Source organism: Gilliamella sp. B3127 (assembly GCF_026536935.1).
In the GTDB taxonomy this organism is placed as follows: Bacteria; Pseudomonadota; Gammaproteobacteria; order Enterobacterales; family Orbaceae; genus Gilliamella; species Gilliamella apicola_E.
This window is the reverse complement of the sequence record NZ_JAFNNI010000002.1, coordinates 275,577-294,352: the sequence shown is the minus strand read 5'-3', so window position 1 is coordinate 294,352 and position 18,776 is coordinate 275,577. Positions and strand designations below refer to the sequence as shown.

Sequence of the window (18,776 nt, the reverse complement as noted above, 5' to 3'; positions counted from 1 at the left end):
AGCTAATAGGCTAAAATTTGACAAAAAAGTATAAAATTGCAAATTAATCAAAAAATTACTTGACAGGGTAGTCTAAAATGCATTATAATTTTCAACAGGCAACAGGCAACAGGCAACCTGGCCGACCTATCTTTTAAATTCGTCTAAGTTCAGCACCCAGTTTAAATTTTTCACTAAAACTTACTTTTCCACTCAATCGAGTGAAATTCTGCGAATTTTTGCGCGATCCTTTTTTCGATCCTTCCATTTTCCGAAATTATCCCGACAGATTGTTTTTTTCGTGGCGGTTTTTCTTCCTTTTTCGAGTCAGGCATTGACTTCACAGACTACAAAAAATCAGATTCAGGGGAGTGCGCCGTATTTAACCTTAGACGAAGGACGCACACGTTTAATAACCACAAGCGGCTTGCTTGGGATTACTTTATCTAATGGCTCAAAATACACACCTTCAAATAATACTTCATCTTCTTCAAGACCAATTGAGTTGCCTAATGCCGGTGAGAGTTTTGCTGATATAGATATGTTGATCCCTACTGATACTAATTCAGTCGCTTTAAGCGCTCTTATTGGTCCTCCTAATAATTATTGGGGGGATGATGATGGTGATTTTGATGTTACTGCTACAGGTAGTTTAAATTTATCTATTGTTGATAAAAATAATCAAGCTGTATCACGTAATTCCGTGTTAACGACTTGTAATTCTCCTTATAAGGTTACGTTATCCAGTACTAACGGCACATTAGCTACTCATTACGGGTTTCCTAATCGTAGGGATTTCAGTGAAAGTAGTGTGACTTATTACGTTATTCCTAAGGTTACGCCTGTGGTTTGTTTTGCTCGGCCTAATTTAATGTATGGTAAGCGTGGTGATGATAGGATTCACCCATCTATTGATTTTGCTGGTCCGTCTTCGATGTGGGACCCTGCTAATGGTTTTCTTACTCAAAAAACAGACCAATCTTCTTACGGTCAAAACTTTCCTACTACTGGTCTTCATGGATTGTACTTTGATTTACTCATTACTGGTAGTAGTCAACCTTTGTCTTGGTCTCCGGTATCTCATGGTGGTATTACTGCTACAATGTCTAATTCTACTGCTACAAGCGTACGCGTTACTTTAACTGGTCCTTTCGCTACTTCATCCCATATTAATTCAGACAATCCTGATCGTATTTCTACACCTTCTTTGCCTCAGACATTCGAGTTGGTAGGTCGTGACGGTCAAGGTAATCCTGCCGTTAAATATGGTTTTAGATTAAAGCAATGGTTCGTCAAAGGAGGTTCTGAGTATTTTCACTTTAAACCATATTCTAATATTTTATCTTGGTGTAATAGTCTAGGTTATCGCCTTCCTAAGGTAAAGGACTTAACCAATTCATCTTGTCCTAATAAGCAAACCGACCCTTTTTGTAACTATTATGTCAGCGCCACCCCTTCCTCATCAGGTGCACATTACATGCGTCATATAGGTTCTGGCTTTATTACTGAGTGGGGTTTTATGAACGATTATTCTGGTGTTGGATTCAACTTCGATTCGGTATGGACTAGTGACATCATCGCTACTAATGGCATAGCGTTTGTCGTGGACGCATTCGACGGTCGTCCGCATGATAACTACTTCTTAGCGCTCGGTCTTTGTACCTATCCTTAGTATTTATTTCTTCGACCTTAATTCTTAGGGCAGGGTGGGGAAAGATAATATTAAGTTATTAAAATTAAGCTGACTCTCAATGTTGCTGAACTATAAAAAATCGATTTTGTGGCTAAGCGACGCTTCAATTACCCGCTTCGGCGGGTTTATTTTTTTAGGTATTTTATCTTAAAAAAAGTTAAGAAAAGGGGTTTTGGGGGTTCTAAATTCTGCTTTGCAATGTTGCCTCAAGTAAATAATTCCGCTTTAAACTGTGGCGTTTTTCAGTAACCGTTTTTACATCAAAAAAAGTTGAGGAGCGGGGTTTTTGAGGTTCTAAATTTTATTAAAAAAATTATTAGAATATCAAAATTACTAAATTTCTTATTCAAAGCTCTAGAATAAAATTTTCAAGGATCAATAAGCTTAATTTTAAAAAATTGTAATGATGATATATTCAATTAAAATAGCATATAACCGGTTATTTTTTAGATCCTTTTCAGATCCTCTTTACGAAAATTAACGTAATTGAGTGAAAAAAAAGTGTTGCATCGTGTTTTTCCAATCACTATACTTTTTACACGGTTTTAGTTAAGTGACCAGAAATTGAGTATTAAGTATAAAATTCCAAATAAATCAGAAAATTACTTGACAGGATTGTCGAAAATGTTTTATAATTTCCAACAGGCAACAGGCAACAGGCAACTTGGCCAACCTCTAATTTAAATTCGTCTAATTTCAGCTTCCAACGTTCATTTTACACCGAGATTTATTTTTCCACGCAATTATGTGGAATTCTGCGAATTATCGCGCGATCCGCTTTTCGATCCTCTTATTTTTTTAAATTATCTTGGTGGGTTTTTTTAGGTTCGGTTATTTTACATCCTTTTTCTAGCTTCGCATTAACTTCACAGACTACAAAAAATCCGATTCAAGGTAGCGCGCCTTATTTAACCTTTGATGGTGGTCGTACTCGTGCTGTTGATACTAATGTTCTGCTTGGGATTACGTTATCTAATGGTGTTAAATACACGCCTTCAACTAATACTTCCTTTACAACGCCAATCGTGTTGCCTGTTGCAGGTCAAAGTTTTGCTGATATTGGTATGTTGGTTCCAGCTTATACTAATTCAGTTGCTTTAAATTCTCTAATCGGTCCGCCTTATAATTATTGGGGAGATGATGATGGAGATACTGACGTTACCGCTACTGGTAGTTTAAGTTTATCTATCGTTGATAAATATAATCAACCCGTCACACGTCATACTGTTCCAGATATTTGTAAGGCGCCTTATCAGGTTAAATTAACCAGCACTGACGGTACATTGAGTACTCGTTATGGCGTTCCAAGGAGTCGTAGTTTTAGCGCAAGTAATGTTACTTATTATATCAATCCACAAGCAAGGGCTGTGGTTTGTTTTGCTAGACCTAATTTAAAGTATTTTTTAATTAATGAACGTGATTATTCTAATGAAGTCCGTGGTCCTGCTTCTATTTGGAATGAAAATAAGGGCTTTTTAACTCAATCAACTAATCCGTCATCTTATGGTTTAAATTTTCCAACTACTGGCGCTAACGATTTGTATTTTGACTTAGACATTGCTGGTAGTAATGAGGCTTTATCTTGGGCTCCTGTTTCACATGAAGGCATCACTGCTACTATGACAAATTCATCAAGAACAGGTGTTCGAGTTACATTAACACGTTACGGTTTAAATAGTCTATTTAGACCATCTTTACCCCAGACTTTTGAATTAGTTGGTCGTGACGGTCGTGGTAATGAAGTTGTTAAGTATGGTTTTGTGTTAAAGCAGTGGTTCTATACCTATGATAAACGTTATACTTATGATAAAGCATTATCTGGCTGTAGTGACCTACGTTTACGTTTAGCTACGGTTAAAGATTTAACTAATGCCTCTTGTAATGGGTTAAATGTTAATAGTGAATGTATAAGAGCAGTCGGCGCAATACCTTCATCACCGAATAATTACTTTCAGCGTATAATTGGCGCAGGATTCTTTAGTGAGTGGGGCACAATGGGCCTATATTCTAAAGCTAATTTTGGATTCGATGACTACTGGACTAGTGAGGAAAAAGGGCATATGTTACCGGGAAAAAGCCGTAAATATACTGTTAATCCAAGAAATGGCTCGGTAGGTGCTTCTCTATTTTCATCGAATTACTTTACAGGTCTGATGGTTTGTGTCTGGCCTTAGCCTTTTTATTTTTTGAACGAGGGAATAAGTGCCAGGAACTATAGTGTTAAAAAGTATAGCTTACTTGAAGAGTCAACGATGAAATGCGATTTTGTAGAGATGCTTGAATTACTTGATATGTGGATTAAATTCTAGACGTTTTAAAAAAAAAGTTGAGGAGCGTGGTTTTTTAAGCCTTAAATCTACCATTTATTATTACATTTATAGTATTAATGTTGATGGATTGTTTAAAAAGCCTTTATTTAAATACGCCTATATTCCCACTAATTTTAGGGGTATAATTGATGCACTTAATTTCATGGTAAATCGGCTTTTATGACTTCTTCATTCCTTCGAAAATCGGGTGTTGTTTTTGGTGCTTTTTTAGTAGCAACCTTTATTATTGGGGTGGCTGGTGCTTTGCAATCACCTACTTTAAGTCGTTTTTTATCGTTTGAAGTTGGCGCTGACCCTCGCTTAGTGGGGGCGTTTTATTCGATTAATGCGTTAGCCAGTATTATTGGTAGTTATCTGTTAGCTAAGTATTCAGACAATAAGGGTGATAGGCGTAAGATTGTTATTTTTTGTTGTTTGATGGGGTTGGCAAATAGTCTGACTTTTGCCTTTTCACGCAACTATTATGTCTTAATTACTTTGGGCGTATTTTTTGCTGCATTAGCGTCCGCTGCGATGCCACAGATTTTTGCTATGGCGCGTGAGTATGCAGAAAAGAGTGGACGTAATGCGGTTGCCTTTAATTCTCTGATTCGTGCACAGTTGTCATTAGCGTGGGTGATTGGCCCCCCATTATCTTTTGCTTTGGCGATCAAGTACGGTTTTACCATCATGTATTTGTGTGCAATGTCGATGTTTATTATTTCGATGATTGTGGTAGCAATCTATTTACCACCCATTGAAAAAAAGGTTATCAGTTCGTTTACTGCTAATGAGTTAGCGGTGGCAAACCAATCAATTTTTACTAATCGTAATGTCATGTGTTTGCTAATTTCTACCATTTTTATGTGGACCGCTAATATGATGTATATCATCGATATGCCGATTTATGTAGAAACGGTTCTGCACTTATCTGATTCATTACCTGGTGGGTTGATGGGGTTAGCGGCAGGGATTGAAATTCCTATTATGATTATTGCGGGTTATTTGGTCCCCGTGTTAGGTAAGCGAAATCTATTTTTTATCGCTATAATTTGCGGAATTTTGTTTTATGTTGGGATGATTCTTTTTAAAGATTCAACCATGTTATATGTGTTGCAACTTTTTAACGGGCTGTTTATTGGGATTGTTGCTAACATTGGTATTATCTATTTCCAAGATTTGCTACCAACTCGTATGGGCGTGGCTTCAACGCTATTTAATAATGGTATTATTTGCAGTGTCATTTTAGCTGGTATCATTCAAGGTTTTGTTTCACAAGCTTACGGGCATGAAGTGATTTATTGGATTGGTTTAGTGATGGTGACGATTTCGTTTTTATTCTGTGCTTTAGTGAAGAAATAATTTATTTACGTCTTCCTGAGTGATTTAGGAAGACGTATAGACAATATCTAAGTATTATACTTTAAACGTTGCTTTTATTTTTTGATATAACGCGTAATTAGTACGTTCATAATTTAACGGTGTAATAGCAATATAACCATCATTAGCTGCATCAAGCTCTTTGTCGATATCAACCTTTACACTTTGGTTACGTTTAGCTCTAAACCAAAAGTAGTCATGACCTTCTGGATCTTGAGTTTCTGCAATAACAAATTGGCTTACATCCGGCTCGCCCTGTTTTGTGATTTTTATCCCTTTTATTTGATCGGCTTGGCAATTAGGGAAGTTGATATTGAAGCAAGTCTTATCTGAAAGGGGATAGAGTTGTCTGATTATCGATTCAGCAAGATGAGTTGAACAGTGCCAATTGGTTGGTGTGTTATCTTCACTGCTGACTTGACTTAGCGCCATGGCTGGCACGCCTAGCGTCATTGCCATCATTGCTGCCCCCACTGTGCCCGATAATATTGTTTCAAATCCCAAATTAGATCCATTATTAATTCCTGACAGCACGAGATCGGGTAATTGATTAGCCATTAGTGATTTTATGGCAAATAGTGAGCAGTCAGCAGGGGTGCCGTAGACTGCGTATTCTGTATTGCTACGTTTTTGAACGCGAAATGGCGACTTTAAACTAACTGAACAAGAAACGCCACTTTGATCAACAACAGGTGCGACAATCCAAACTTCGTTTGCTATGTTTTCAGCCACGCTTTTTAAAATCTGAATTCCAGGGGCATCAATGCCATCATCATTGACTAAAAGTACTCGGTTGACTAATTTTTTTGACATATTGGTTCCTTTTTTATATTTCCTTATTGAATAAATGTATTGCACTGATCCATCGACCCACTGTCATAACCACGTTTAAACCATGTATAGCGTTGTTTTGATGTACCATGAGTAAAGCTATCAGGAACAATATAACCATTATTTTGTTGTAGGCGATCATCGCCAATTGCTTGCACAGTATTGAGGGCTTGCTCAATATCACCCGCGTCTAAAATATTTTTCACGCCATTGCCCCATAATCCCGCATAACAGTCAGCTTGTAATTCAAGTTTGACCGACAATTGGTTACGGATTAGTGTAGATTGATTTTGCGATAATTGTTCAACTTTATTAAATGTGCCAAGTAAATTCTGTACATGGTGCCCAACTTCGTGTGCAATAACATAACCTTGTGCAAAGTCACCTCCGCCACCTAGGCGTCTTTTCATCTCTTGATAAAATGATAAGTCAAGATAAACCGTTTTATCGAGATTGCAATAGAATGGTCCCATCATGGCTTGCCCGGTGCCACACATGGTTTGGGTTGCTCCGTTATAGAGTACAAGTTTAGGGGGAATATAGGTTTTGCCTAATTTTTGGAATTGTTCGCGCCAGAAATCTTCGGTACTTGCTAATATTACTGAAGTAAATTTATCTGCATCGTTAGGTTGGGTGTTGTCAATCTGGCTTGTTGATGTGGAATCATCCAAATCAATCACATTGCTGTCGAGCAAACCAGTTAAATCAACGCCATAGTAGCCTGCCACTAATACAACAACAAATAAAACAATTTTACCTTTACCACCAATTGGGATGCGTGTCCCAATATCACTTCCTGATTGTGAGCGGCGATCTTCAATGTTATCACTCTCTCTTTGGTCTCTCCATCTCATAGGGAATACCTCATCAGTTTTGGTAACATCATTCTAAAGGATAATAGATGAGGTTACTAGCACTACTCATCATAAAAAGAGGATGTGATAAATGGGTTATTTTTGCTTTTTTTAGGTATATAATTCTTACCTATACCGCATCAATTGAATAAGTAAAATTGGTGTGATTAAATTTAAAACCTCATCTGACTCGCATAATTTGATTTAGTTTATCTTTGGCATGGTAGCCGGTTATTTATTTTTATATTAATGAATTTTAAAGGCGGTACTTCATGGCACAATCGAATAATAAACCTTTGGATATTGATGATATTCCTATCATTAATGACAATCAGCTAAAAAAAGCCACTTGGGCATCGGCGTTTAGTAATGCTATTGAGTGGTATGATTTTGGGGTATACAGTTTTGTGGCGTATATTATTGGGCAGGTGTTTTTTCCTCATGTTTCACCTAGCGTGCAGATTATTGCTGCGTTATCGACTTTTTCTATTCCTTTTTTTGTTCGCCCTTTAGGGGGGATTATTTTTGGTTTAATTGGTGACAATATTGGTCGCCAAAAAGTGCTATCTATCACTTTAGTGATAATGTCGTTAAGCACATTTTGTATTGGGTTGATTCCAACTTATGAGACGATTGGTATCACTTCGCCTGTGTTGCTGTTGATTGTTAAATTAGCCCAAGGGTTTTCAATCGGTGGGGAATACTCTGGCTCAGCAACGGTAGTTGCCGAATATTCGCCCGATCGTAAACGTGGTTTTATTGGTGGTTGGCTTGATTTTGGTTCAATGGTGGGTTTTATAATTGGTGCGGGGCTAGTGGTGTTTTTATCAATGTTACTCAGTCAATCGGCGCTATTTAGTTGGGGCTGGCGAATTCCGTTTTTAATAGCCTTACCGCTTGGGATCATTAGCTTTATCCTACATCATATTTCAGAAGAGACGCCAACTTTCCAACAACACCTTGAAGCCAGAGAGTCGCAAGATAAGGCTGAATCAACACTAAAAAAAGTTGTCGGTAAATATTGGCAGCATATTTTAATTTGTGCGGGGTTGGTTATTGTAACAAATGTCTCGTTTTATCTGTTGCTAACGTATATGCCTAGCTATTTAGCACATAATTTGAATTATGATACTGAACACGGTTTGCTTATTATTATTGCGATTATGGTCGGGATGTTAATTATTCAACCTATTATCGGGTTATTAAGTGACAAGGTGGGTCGTAGGCCTTTCATTTTAATTGGAAGTATTGGTTTATTGCTATTATCTTATCCTGCATTTATGTTAATTAATAGCCAACAAATACCTTTGGTTTTTTTAGGCGTATTTATTTTGGCTCTGTTTATTAACTGCTTTACTGGAATCATTACCTCAATATTACCCGCAATGTTTCCAACTAATATTCGCTATAGTGCTATTGCAAGCATTTTCAATGTTGCCATTATTATTGCCGGGGTAACACCAACATTTGTGGCATGGCTTGTTGAATCAAGTGGTAATTTATATATGCCCGCTTACAATTTAATGTTAACAGGATTCATTGGTGTGATTACTGGGCTTGCTATGCATGAAACTGCAAATAAACCTTTACACGGCACTAATCCAACCGCAGCCAATCGAGACGAAGCGCAATCACTTCTATCTGAACATTTTAATTCCATTGAAGAGGAAGTTGAAGATATCGATGAGCAGATCGAGGCGCTACAAAATAAGCGACAAGAACTTGTCGATCAACATCCTAAATTGGATTAGTTAACTTTTTCCATCGCCTAAAATTAGTTTATAAAAGTTGAGGAAAGGGTGCTAAAGCTATTAAGCGCCCAACGTTTTACTCACTATTGGCTAAAATTGTTTAATATAAAATTATATTTTATACTGGATCGATTTTTTTACTTAGTAACGGCAAAGGAATGTTTAAAGTCACTTTTGAGCAATTTATTTATTTAAGGATTGTGGAATTAATCTTCGTATTGTTTTTTATAATGATTAATATACTCAATACTTTTGATGCCTATTTAAAAAAAAGAGAAAGTCAAAAGCGAAAGACGCCGAAAAAAATATTCAAAACCGATGTTCCATTAATTAAGTCTGTACAAGAATTTAAAAAATTAAAAAAGAGTAAATATCAACGCCACAAATTTAGTTTTCTGTGGAAGTGTTTCTATCGAATAAAGGATTTCTTTAGAAAAAAAAGTTGAGGAGCGGGGTTTTTGAAATATTAAAATCGCTCATTTTTATATCTTTTCTAATATCAAACCATGGTCATTTTATATAACTTTTTTTATTCTAAGCAAGTCTATTTTTAACTGGCTGTTCATCATTTTTTTATAAGCATGTTATTGAGAATTTATTCTAAAAACGTTAACTTTTTCGTCTGGAAAATAGGTTAACTATTTTTTCCTTTTTTTTGATTATTTTTAGCTTTTTGTGTCAGTTTTGATATTTAGCGCTATAAAGTTTACTCCCCTCTTTTCAATAGATTATATTGGTTATAATATACCCAAAATTGGTTGAATTTACTTATAATAATTCAAAGAAGGGAAGATAAAATGGTTGCAAATAGTACATCAGATCTGATAACAAAATTAAAAAATATTGTTGGTGATAAATATACCTTAACTGATCCAAATCGGACTTTACCTTATCGTCAAGGTGCGCGTTTTGGTGTAGGTGATGCATTAGCTGTTGTTATTCCAGGCACGCTTTTAGAACAGTGGGAAGTTTTAAAGGCTTGTGTTGAGGCGGATGTGATTGTCATTACACAGTCTGCCAATACGGGATTAACTGGTGGTTCTACTCCTGATGGTAATGATTATGACCGGCCAATTGTTATTGTTAGTACTCGTCGATTAGATGGGATTCAAGTGATTGAAAATGGTGATCAGGTGGTCTGTTTACCGGGTAGTACGTTATTCCATTTAGAAAAAGAGTTAAAGAAATATCACCGTGGTCCTCATTCTGTGATTGGCTCGTCTTGTATAGGTGCTTCGGTTTTAGGTGGCGTTTGCAACAATTCTGGCGGTGCTTTGATTCAACGTGGTCCTGCTTATACGCAAATGGCGGTATTTGCCCAGTTGGATGAGCAAGGTCAGCTACATTTAGTCAACCATTTAGGGATTGAATTGGGTGACACACCAGAAGCAATTTTAGAAAATTTACAAAAACGTGCTTATACCGATAACGATGTTAACCCTAATGCTGGTTTAGGCCATGATCACCATTATTGTGATCATGTACGACAAATCGATGCTGATACACCCGCTCGATATAATGCCGATCCAAGTCGTCATTATGAAGCGTCAGGTAGTGCTGGTCGATTGATGGTTTTTGCGGTGCGGTTAGATACTTTTCCTTTAGAAGAAAAGACCGCGGTATTTTATATTGGATCTAATGATACCAACGAGCTGGATGATATTCGTCGTCATATTTTAGGAACTTTTAAGCATCTGCCAATTTCAGGTGAATATATTCATCGTGATGCGTTTGATATTGCAGCGGTATATGGCAAACATCTATTTTTAGCTATTCAGAAATTGGGTACCGATACGATCCCTCGTTTGTATGCATTTAAGAATGTTGTCGATCGTATTGTGAGAAAAATTCCTTTCTTCCCTAACAGTTTTTCTGATTGGTTTGCGGTGAATGTGTGTAAGTTGTTACCTAAGCATTTGCCAAAATCGATGCGTGATTATCGTGATCGCTATGAGCATCATCTCATTTTGAAAATGTCTGATGACGGCATTGCCGAAGCTGAGGCATTTTTGAAGGAGTATTTTGCAGATAGTGAGAAACGTAGTGGTAGTTATTTCCGTTGTAATGATAAGGAAGCTGAGGCCGCTATGTTACACCGCTTTGCAACAGCCGGTGCTGCTACGGTTTATCGTAATGTTCATACTAAGACTGTTGAGGATTTGGTCGCTCTTGATATTGCTTTGCGTCGTAATGATAAGGAGTGGTTCGAAACGTTACCAGAAAGTATTAGTCAGCATTTTATTCATAAGCTGTATTATGGCCACTTTTTCTGTTCAGTGTTCCATCAAGACTATTTGGCCAAAAAAGGGACTGACTGTACTAAGATGAAAGAGGAGATGTTGGCGATACTTGATCAGCGTGGAGCACAATATCCGGCCGAACATAATGTTGGTCATTTGTATCATGCTAATTCTGATTTGAAAAATTTCTATCACGAGTTAGATCCAACTAATAGCTTTAATCCGGGTATTGGTAAAACATCTAAAAAGAAATTTTGGAAATGATTTGGAAACTAAACTGAACATTAAAACCGCCATTATTGAATTAATGGCGGTTTTTTATTTAGAGTAATTTTTTTAGTTGATAGATTGCTTCTAACGCTTGTTTTGGCGTTAATGCATCTGGATCGAGCTGTTGTAGAGCTAGCTCGACTTCTGATGGTTCAGTATCACTGATCAAGGTCAGTTGTGAGCTTTCAATATGGCTGTCAGCTGTTGAGAGAACTTCTAGCTCTTTTAGCTTCTGTTTGGCTCGTTTTAATATCGTTTTAGGCACACCGGCTAATCCTGCCACAGCTATACCAAAACTTTTGCTCGCTGCACCTTCGGATACTTCATGAATGAAAGCGACAGTATTGTCGTGTTCAATCGCGTCAAAATGGATGTTGTAGACACCTTGTATCTGTTGAGGTAGTTGCGTTAGTTCAAAATAGTGGGTTGCAAATAGTGTCATTGCTTTGATTTCGTTAGCCAAATTTTCAGCACACGCCCAAGCTAATGAGAGACCATCATAGGTTGATGTTCCTCGGCCAATTTCGTCCATTAAAACTAAGCTATTTGGTGTAGCGTTATGCATAATGTTGGCGGTTTCGGTCATTTCAACCATAAATGTCGAACGCCCAGATGCTAAATCGTCAGACGCGCCAATACGGGTAAAGATACGATCAACAGGGCCTATTATTGCTTTCGAAGCTGGGACAAAGCTACCAATGTAAGCAAGTAAGACGATCAACGCTGCTTGGCGCATGTAGGTGCTTTTTCCGCCCATATTAGGGCCAGTGATAATTAGCATTCTTCTATCTGATGATAGTGAGAGTGAGTTGGCGATAAATGGCTTTTGTAATACTTGCTCGATCACAACGTGCCGTCCATCTTTGATTTCAATCCCGGTTTTGTTGGTTAATGTTGGGCATTGGTAGTTGAGCGTTAGGGCTCGTTCAGCAAGATTCGTCAGTACATCAAGCTCGGCAATCGCATCCGCGCTGGTTTGCATATTAGCTAATTCTGGCATAAGTAGGTCGAACAGTTGTTCATAAAGCTGTTTCTCTAGTGCTAATGCACGACCTTTAGACGTTAAGACTTTGTCTTCGTACTCTTTTAACTCAGGAATGATGTAGCGTTCAACATTTTTAAGTGTTTGTCTTCGTGTGTAGTGCATTGGCGCTAGGTGGCTTTGACCTCGGCTAATTTGGATGTAGTAACCATGTACCGCATTAAAACCTACTTTTAAGGTGTCAATTCCTAAGGTTTCACGTTCTCGAATTTCAAGTTGTTCTAAGTAGTTAGTTGCACCATCTGCTAAATTGCGTAGTTCATCTAATTCTTGATGATAACCGGCAGCAATTACGCCTCCGTCTCGAATAATAACGGGTGGGGCTTCGACTATTGCACGATTTAAGATATCAGCAATTTGGTCAAAATGGTTAATTTTGGCGCGTAATGCAATTAGTGATGGCGCGTTGAATTCGGATAGCTGTTGTTGAAGCGTTGGCAATAGGTTATAGGCATCGCGTAGGCGAGCGAAATCTCGCGGGCGAGCACTTCTCAATGCTAATCTTGCTAAAATTCGTTCAAGATCACCAATCTGTTTTAATAGCGGTTGTAGGTCGGTGATATGGTTTTGCAGTTCTTGAATTGCTAGCTGTCGGTTTTGTAATATTGCTAGATTACGGATTGGCGAATGCAGCCAGCGTTTAAGCATTCGACTACCCATTGCAGTTTGGGTTTTATCTAAGATATCAGCTACAGTATGTTCTGTTCCACCTGATAGGTTTTCGGTAATTTCTAAGTTTCTGCGAGTGGATGCATCGAGCACGACAAAATCAACTGGCGATTCTTTAACTATTGAGCGAATATGTGGCATGGCTGTGCGTTGGGTATCTTTTACGTATTGTAATAAACAGCCTGCTGCACATAATGCATAATGGCACTCTTCTACCCCATATCCAATTAAATCATTAGTTCCAAATTGTAAATTGAGTTGTTGTTTGGCGGTTTCGAGATCGAAGTCCCAAATTGGTCGCCGTCTTAATCCGTGACGATTTTCAATTAGGTTCATTGATTGAAAATCTTCAGGGTAGAGTAACTCAACTGGGTTAGTTCGCTGTAATTCTGCTTGGATAGCTTCTGGATTATCGCATTCAAATACAAAAAAACGGCCTGAACTTATGTCTAAAGTGGCGTAACCAAAGTGCTCTTTTTGTTGCCATATGCACGCGAGTAAGTTGTCTTTGCGATCTTCTAATAGTGATTCATCACTCACTGTGCCTGGTGTAACAATTCGAACAATTTTACGTTCAACGGGGCCTTTGCTGGTTGCAGGATCACCTATTTGTTCACAAATTGCTACTGATTCGCCAAGCGATATAAGTTTAGCTAAGTAGCTTTCAACTGCATGATAAGGCACGCCAGCCATAGGAATTGGCTGTCCATTTGATGAGCCTCGTTTAGTCAGCGATATATCTAAGAGTTGCGAACCACGTTTGGCATCATCATAAAACATCTCATAAAAATCACCCATTCGATAAAACAGTAAAATATCCGGATTTTCAGCTTTCAATTTTAGGTATTGTCGCATCATTGGTGTGTGGTCGGTGAGGTTGTCGTATTCGGTCATATTATTAATTCTTTTTTATCTAAAACTCTGGCGATTATTATCTCTAACCTTGCTTGTATTTTGTACAATCTTCGATTTTGCTCTTTAAGTAACCCTGTTTTTAAAATGCTAAAAATTGGTTCAACTTATTATTTTATTCGATATTGTATATTTTGGGGTGATTGTATCATTTTATATGATGTAATGAAAATGAGCTGATTGTTTGTAAATAATAAAAACAATGAATAATGTAGAGTTTAAAGCGATGATTATATTTCATCTATCAACTTTTTAAGTCAATCGATATTATCGCTTTTGAGGTTGAAGTGAGTTTAAGTCATTATCAATAAAATGAGTGTTAGTGCATTATCATCCTTGATTTAAAATAAGTTTATATTGAAAATAAAATTAGCTTTTTGATTTATAATATGCCTATTTAGGCTGGCTATCATCGGATGATAATTAAGATGGTTTTCTGTTAAATTTATTCTTACCAATTATTTTAATTCAGCTTGAATAAACCACAAAAATTTGGTAGTTTATTGCCAATTATTTTATCATTTAACACAAATAAAGAAGGTAATTGTTATGACAATCAAAGTAGGTATTAATGGTTTTGGCCGTATCGGTCGTATTGTTTTCCGTGCTGCACAAAAACGTTCTGACATCGAAATTGTTGCAATCAACGATTTATTAGACGTTGATTATATGGCTTATATGCTTAAATATGATTCAACTCACGGTCGTTTTGACGGTACTGTTGAAGTTAAAGACGGTAAATTAATCGTTAATGGTAAAACAATCCGCGTTACTGCTGAAAGAGATCCTGCGAACTTAAAATGGAATGAAGTAGGTGTTGATGTTGTAGCTGAAGCAACTGGTTTATTCTTAACTGATGAAACTGCTCGTAAACATATCCAAGCTGGTGCTAAAAAAGTTGTTTTAACTGGTCCTTCAAAAGATAGCACACCAATGTTTGTAATGGGTGTTAATGATAAAGATTATGCTGGTCAAGATATCGTTTCTAACGCATCTTGTACTACTAACTGTTTAGCGCCTTTAGCTAAAGTAGTTAATGATAACTTCGGTATCGTTGAAGCGTTAATGACTACAGTTCACGCAACTACAGCAACTCAAAAAACTGTTGATGGTCCTTCTCATAAAGACTGGCGTGGTGGTCGTGGTGCTGCTCAAAACATCATCCCTTCATCAACTGGTGCTGCTAAAGCTGTAGGTAAAGTTATCCCTGAATTAAATGGTAAATTAACTGGTATGGCTTTCCGCGTTCCAACTCCAGACGTTTCTGTTGTTGACTTAACTGCACGTTTAGCTAAACCAGCTAAATACGAAGATATCTGTAAAGTTATCAAAGCAGCAGCTGAAGGTCCTATGAAAGGCGTTCTTGGTTATACTGAAGATGACGTTGTGTCTACAGATTTCTTAGGTGAAGTTTGTACTTCTGTATTTGATGCTAAAGCAGGTATCCAATTAAGCGATAACTTTGTTAAATTAGTATCTTGGTACGATAATGAAGTTGGTTATTCAAACAAAGTATTAGACTTAATCGCAGTTGTTTCTAAAAAATAAGAAGCATTGTAATTGATAAAAAAAGCGACCTTGAGTCGCTTTTTTTATTTCTGCTAAGAATGATTATTCGTAAGCATAAAAAACGCCTATTTGAAAAAATAGGCGTTTTACTTTTATTATTTAATTAAAATTTAATTAGATAACAACAACTTCAGCCGCTGCTGGTCCACGTGGGCTATCTTGGATCGCAAATTCGACTTGTTGTCCTTCAGCTAAGGTTTTAAAGCCGTCGCCTGAGATTGCAGAGAAGTGAACAAATACATCTTTGCTTCCATCGGCTGGGGTAATAAAACCAAAACCTTTACTTTCATTGAACCATTTTACTTGGCCTGTTTTTTTATTCATTTACTAGACATCCTAACAATAATTAATAATTTGCCTTATCGGCTGTTTAGGCTTAACAAAACATTGTTTACATCAACTCAAAAACTAATCTAACCAGTTTACCACTAAATTAAAAAGTTAATCGTTTCCATAAAAATGCTTCTTTTGTTCACCCACGACTATTACCTCATAAATCATAATCGAAAGCAAGAGTTTCATGACATTTTTTTCATCTTAGGATGAAGTTTTTTATATGATTTTTTGATAATTGATCGTTTTTTGATCTATAGCAAATTACTGATATTATAACTACTTGAAGTTATTTCGAAAGTCAAAAAAAGTCTAAAAATGCGAGTCATAAAAATTTTTCTTTATGACTCGGTAAAGCGATTACTTTTTTGTAAAGAAGGGTTTATTTTGCACGTTCAAATGATTCGATAATTTCTTTTCGAGCTGCTTCTGCGTTATCCCAACCTTCAACTTTTACCCATTTACCTTTTTCAAGGGCTTTGTATTGTTCAAAGAAGTGTTTGATTTGAGATTTTAATAATTCAGGTAAGTCATCTACATCTTTAATATGATCGTATTCTTTTGATAGTTTAGTGTGTGGTACTGCAACTAATTTAGCATCAGAACCCGCCTCATCAGTCATTTTTAATACACCAACTGGACGGCAACGAATTACTGAACCTGGTTGTAATGGGTATGGTGTTGGGACTAATACGTCAACAGGATCTCCATCTAGTGATAAAGTGTGGTTGATATAACCATAGTTACATGGATAGAACATTGCTGTTGCCATAAAACGATCGACAAATACTGCACCAGTGTCTTTATCAACTTCATATTTAATTGGGTCAGCATTCGCTGGGATTTCGATTACAACATAGATGTCGTCTGGTAATTCTTTACCTGCTGGTACATTTAATAGTCCCATTTTTGTGTCCTCTATCTTTTATTTGTTAATAGTGTTTAATGATAAATATAAAGCGAGCATTATAAAAATTTACTCTGTTTCGCTCAAATCTTTTAGATATTGAAAAATTTGTCTGGCTGTTTTTGGGGTTTTGTTTGCAGAGAGTTCTTTTTTGGCTAAACGCGCTAGTGTGCGTAGTTGCTGTCTATCTGCGGAAGGGAAAAGCCCCATTATTGATTCTGCATCACCCGTTTCTATAAGTTCGTCACGCAATTTTTCTAATCGATGAAATAGGGCGACTTGTTGGTTATGGCGATTTTTAAGTTTATCCAAAGCTAATGTTATAGGTTCAATATCACGACTTCGGAGTAGTTTACCAATGTATTGGATTTGCCTACGATAGCCTTCTTTTTTTATTTTTTGCGCTAATTCAATCGCATAAAGTAGATCTTCATCAAGGGGAATTTTAGCAATTTCATTTTTGCTTAAGTTGACAAGTTCGACACCTAACTTTTTAAGTGCTTCAGCATCACGTTTGATTTCACTTTTACTGACGTAAATAATGTCATCGTCTTGAGGATCAATGTTGAAGTCAGGTTCTAAATTTGGCTCTTGATTGTTATTCATGCTATTTCTTTTGTTAACTAAAATTGAATTCTGGCATATTATAACGTATCACTAGCAGAATTGTAGAAAATAATAAAATGAGTATTGAACAAATTAAAAAAGACGCGTTAAGCCAAAAGCAACATTTGTCAGCAATTGTTGCCGATGCTATTAACCAGGCAAAAGCTCGAGTTGATGCGGTTGAGGTATCGATTAATCAATCAACAGGGATTAGTGTTAGTACACGAGATGGTGAGGCTGAGAATGTTGAGTTTAATAGTGATGGTGCGTTAGGTATTACTGTTTATCAAAATCAGCGTAAGGGTAGTGCGTCAACCAGTGATTTGTCGCCACAGGCAATCAGTCAAACTGTGGATATGGCTATTAATATTATGCAATATACGTCAGCAGATCCTTGTTCTGGTCTTGGTGATCCCGATTTAATGGCTTTTGATGCGCCAGATTTAGATCTGTTTTATCCAAGTGATTTGAATGTTGATAATGCAATTGAACAGGCAAAACAGGCTGAACTAAGTGCGTTGGCAAGGTCTTCTTTAATAAGCTGTGACGGTGGTTATTTTAATAGTCGTTATGGTGTTTATGTTTATGGTAATAGTTTAGGGATGTTACAAGGTTACTGTGCAAGTTCGCATTCACTTTCTTGCTCTGTTATTGCTGAACAAAATGGGCAAATGGAGCGTAATTATGAATATACGTCATCCCGTGTTGCTAACCAATTAAAATCACCTGATTGGGTTGGTAATCATGCTGCTGAAAAGGCGGTTGCTCATTTAGGTGCTAAACAAATAAAGACTATGCAAGTTCCAGTTCTTTTTTGTGCAGAAGTTGCTGTTGGGTTGATTCGCCATTTAGTTGGAGCCATTAGTGGTGGTGCTATTTACCGAAAATCCTCTTTTTTATTAGATAGTGTGGGTAATGCGATTTTTCCTTCTTGGCTGACAATTTTAGAAGATCCTTATATTTTAAAAGGAGTTGGGTCATCACCTTTTGATAGTGAAGGAACCAAAACAGTTAAGCGCAATATTATTGAAGACGGTATTTTACAAACTTATTTGTTAAGTAACTATTCAGCCAGAAAATTAGGGCTTAAATCGACTGGACATGCTGGTGGTATACATAATTGGTTAGTTTCTCCAAGTCAAACTGATGCTGATTTTGATACAATGCTAAGAAAATTAGATAAAGGTGTTGTTATTACGTCATTAATGGGACAAGGTGTTAATAATGTTACGGGTGATTATTCGCGTGGCGCCTCTGGTTTTTGGGTGGAAAATGGTAAAATACAGTATCCAATCAATGAAATTACCGTCGCGGGTAACCTTAAGGATATTTACCAAAATATTGTGGCAATAGGCAGTGATATTGAGACAAGAAGTAATATTCAAACTGGATCAATATTAGTAGAAAATATGAGTGTAGCAGGGAAATAAT

At 36.9% G+C, this 18,776-nt stretch carries 13 protein-coding genes; 7 read left to right on the top strand and 6 right to left on the bottom strand.

The window, feature by feature from the left end:
- The first annotated feature begins 280 nt into the window (after positions 1–280).
- The 3 genes from J3U00_RS04435 (at position 281) to J3U00_RS04425 (ending at position 5,343) form a co-directional block, all read left to right on the top strand.
- Positions 281–1,651 (top strand): hypothetical protein, encoded by a 1,371-nt coding sequence (locus J3U00_RS04435; protein ID WP_267331698.1) that lies wholly within the window; start codon positions 281–283, stop codon positions 1,649–1,651.
- A 1,046-nt stretch (positions 1,652–2,697) separates the two neighbouring features.
- Entirely contained in the window at positions 2,698–3,846 is a 1,149-nt protein-coding gene (locus J3U00_RS04430) for a hypothetical protein (protein ID WP_267331697.1), read from the top strand.
- A gap of 315 nt (positions 3,847–4,161) precedes the next feature.
- Complete coding sequence (locus J3U00_RS04425; protein ID WP_267330644.1) at positions 4,162–5,343, top strand: MFS transporter; 1,182 nt, start codon at positions 4,162–4,164, stop codon at positions 5,341–5,343.
- A gap of 54 nt (positions 5,344–5,397) precedes the next feature.
- Here the strand turns inward: J3U00_RS04425 and surE are convergent, their stop codons facing one another.
- Positions 5,398–6,174 carry a 5'/3'-nucleotidase SurE gene (surE, locus tag J3U00_RS04420; RefSeq protein ID WP_220225818.1) on the bottom strand — a complete coding sequence of 259 codons (777 nt, stop codon included), beginning with the start codon at positions 6,172–6,174 and terminating at the stop codon, positions 5,398–5,400.
- Between the two features lie 23 nt (positions 6,175–6,197).
- Complete coding sequence (locus J3U00_RS04415; RefSeq protein ID WP_267331696.1) at positions 6,198–7,046, bottom strand: neutral zinc metallopeptidase; 849 nt, start codon at positions 7,044–7,046, stop codon at positions 6,198–6,200.
- 272 nt (positions 7,047–7,318) lie between these two features.
- Between J3U00_RS04415 and proP the strand changes: the two genes are divergently transcribed.
- Positions 7,319–8,797 carry a glycine betaine/L-proline transporter ProP gene (proP, locus tag J3U00_RS04410; protein ID WP_267331695.1) on the top strand — a complete coding sequence of 493 codons (1,479 nt, stop codon included), beginning with the start codon at positions 7,319–7,321 and terminating at the stop codon, positions 8,795–8,797.
- Positions 8,798–9,594: 797 nt separating this feature from the next.
- The gene (gene dld, locus J3U00_RS04405; protein ID WP_267331694.1) at positions 9,595–11,301 is read left to right on the top strand and encodes a D-lactate dehydrogenase; all 1,707 of its coding nucleotides are present in this window, start codon (positions 9,595–9,597) and stop codon (positions 11,299–11,301) included.
- Between the two features lie 58 nt (positions 11,302–11,359).
- On the opposite strand, the gene mutS is transcribed toward dld, so the two are convergent.
- The gene (mutS, locus tag J3U00_RS04400) at positions 11,360–13,912 is read right to left on the bottom strand and encodes a DNA mismatch repair protein MutS (protein WP_267331693.1); all 2,553 of its coding nucleotides are present in this window, start codon (positions 13,910–13,912) and stop codon (positions 11,360–11,362) included.
- A gap of 567 nt (positions 13,913–14,479) precedes the next feature.
- Between mutS and gapA the strand changes: the two genes are divergently transcribed.
- The gene (gene gapA / locus J3U00_RS04395) at positions 14,480–15,478 is read left to right on the top strand and encodes a glyceraldehyde-3-phosphate dehydrogenase (RefSeq protein WP_065563148.1); all 999 of its coding nucleotides are present in this window, start codon (positions 14,480–14,482) and stop codon (positions 15,476–15,478) included.
- A 135-nt stretch (positions 15,479–15,613) separates the two neighbouring features.
- On the opposite strand, the gene J3U00_RS04390 is transcribed toward gapA, so the two are convergent.
- From J3U00_RS04390 to yjgA, 3 genes are all read right to left on the bottom strand, one after another.
- Positions 15,614–15,823, bottom strand: a complete 210-nt coding sequence (locus tag J3U00_RS04390; protein ID WP_025315032.1) for a cold shock domain-containing protein — start codon at positions 15,821–15,823, stop codon at positions 15,614–15,616.
- Between the two features lie 391 nt (positions 15,824–16,214).
- Positions 16,215–16,739 (bottom strand): inorganic diphosphatase, encoded by a 525-nt coding sequence (ppa, locus tag J3U00_RS04385; RefSeq protein ID WP_065563147.1) that lies wholly within the window; start codon positions 16,737–16,739, stop codon positions 16,215–16,217.
- Positions 16,740–16,808: 69 nt separating this feature from the next.
- Positions 16,809–17,345 carry a ribosome biogenesis factor YjgA gene (yjgA, locus tag J3U00_RS04380; protein WP_065563146.1) on the bottom strand — a complete coding sequence of 179 codons (537 nt, stop codon included), beginning with the start codon at positions 17,343–17,345 and terminating at the stop codon, positions 16,809–16,811.
- A gap of 77 nt (positions 17,346–17,422) precedes the next feature.
- Here yjgA and pmbA point away from each other — a divergent pair, with 77 nt between their 5' ends.
- Positions 17,423–18,775 (top strand): metalloprotease PmbA, encoded by a 1,353-nt coding sequence (gene pmbA, locus J3U00_RS04375; protein ID WP_267331692.1) that lies wholly within the window; start codon positions 17,423–17,425, stop codon positions 18,773–18,775.
- The last annotated feature ends 1 nt before the right edge of the window (position 18,776 follow it).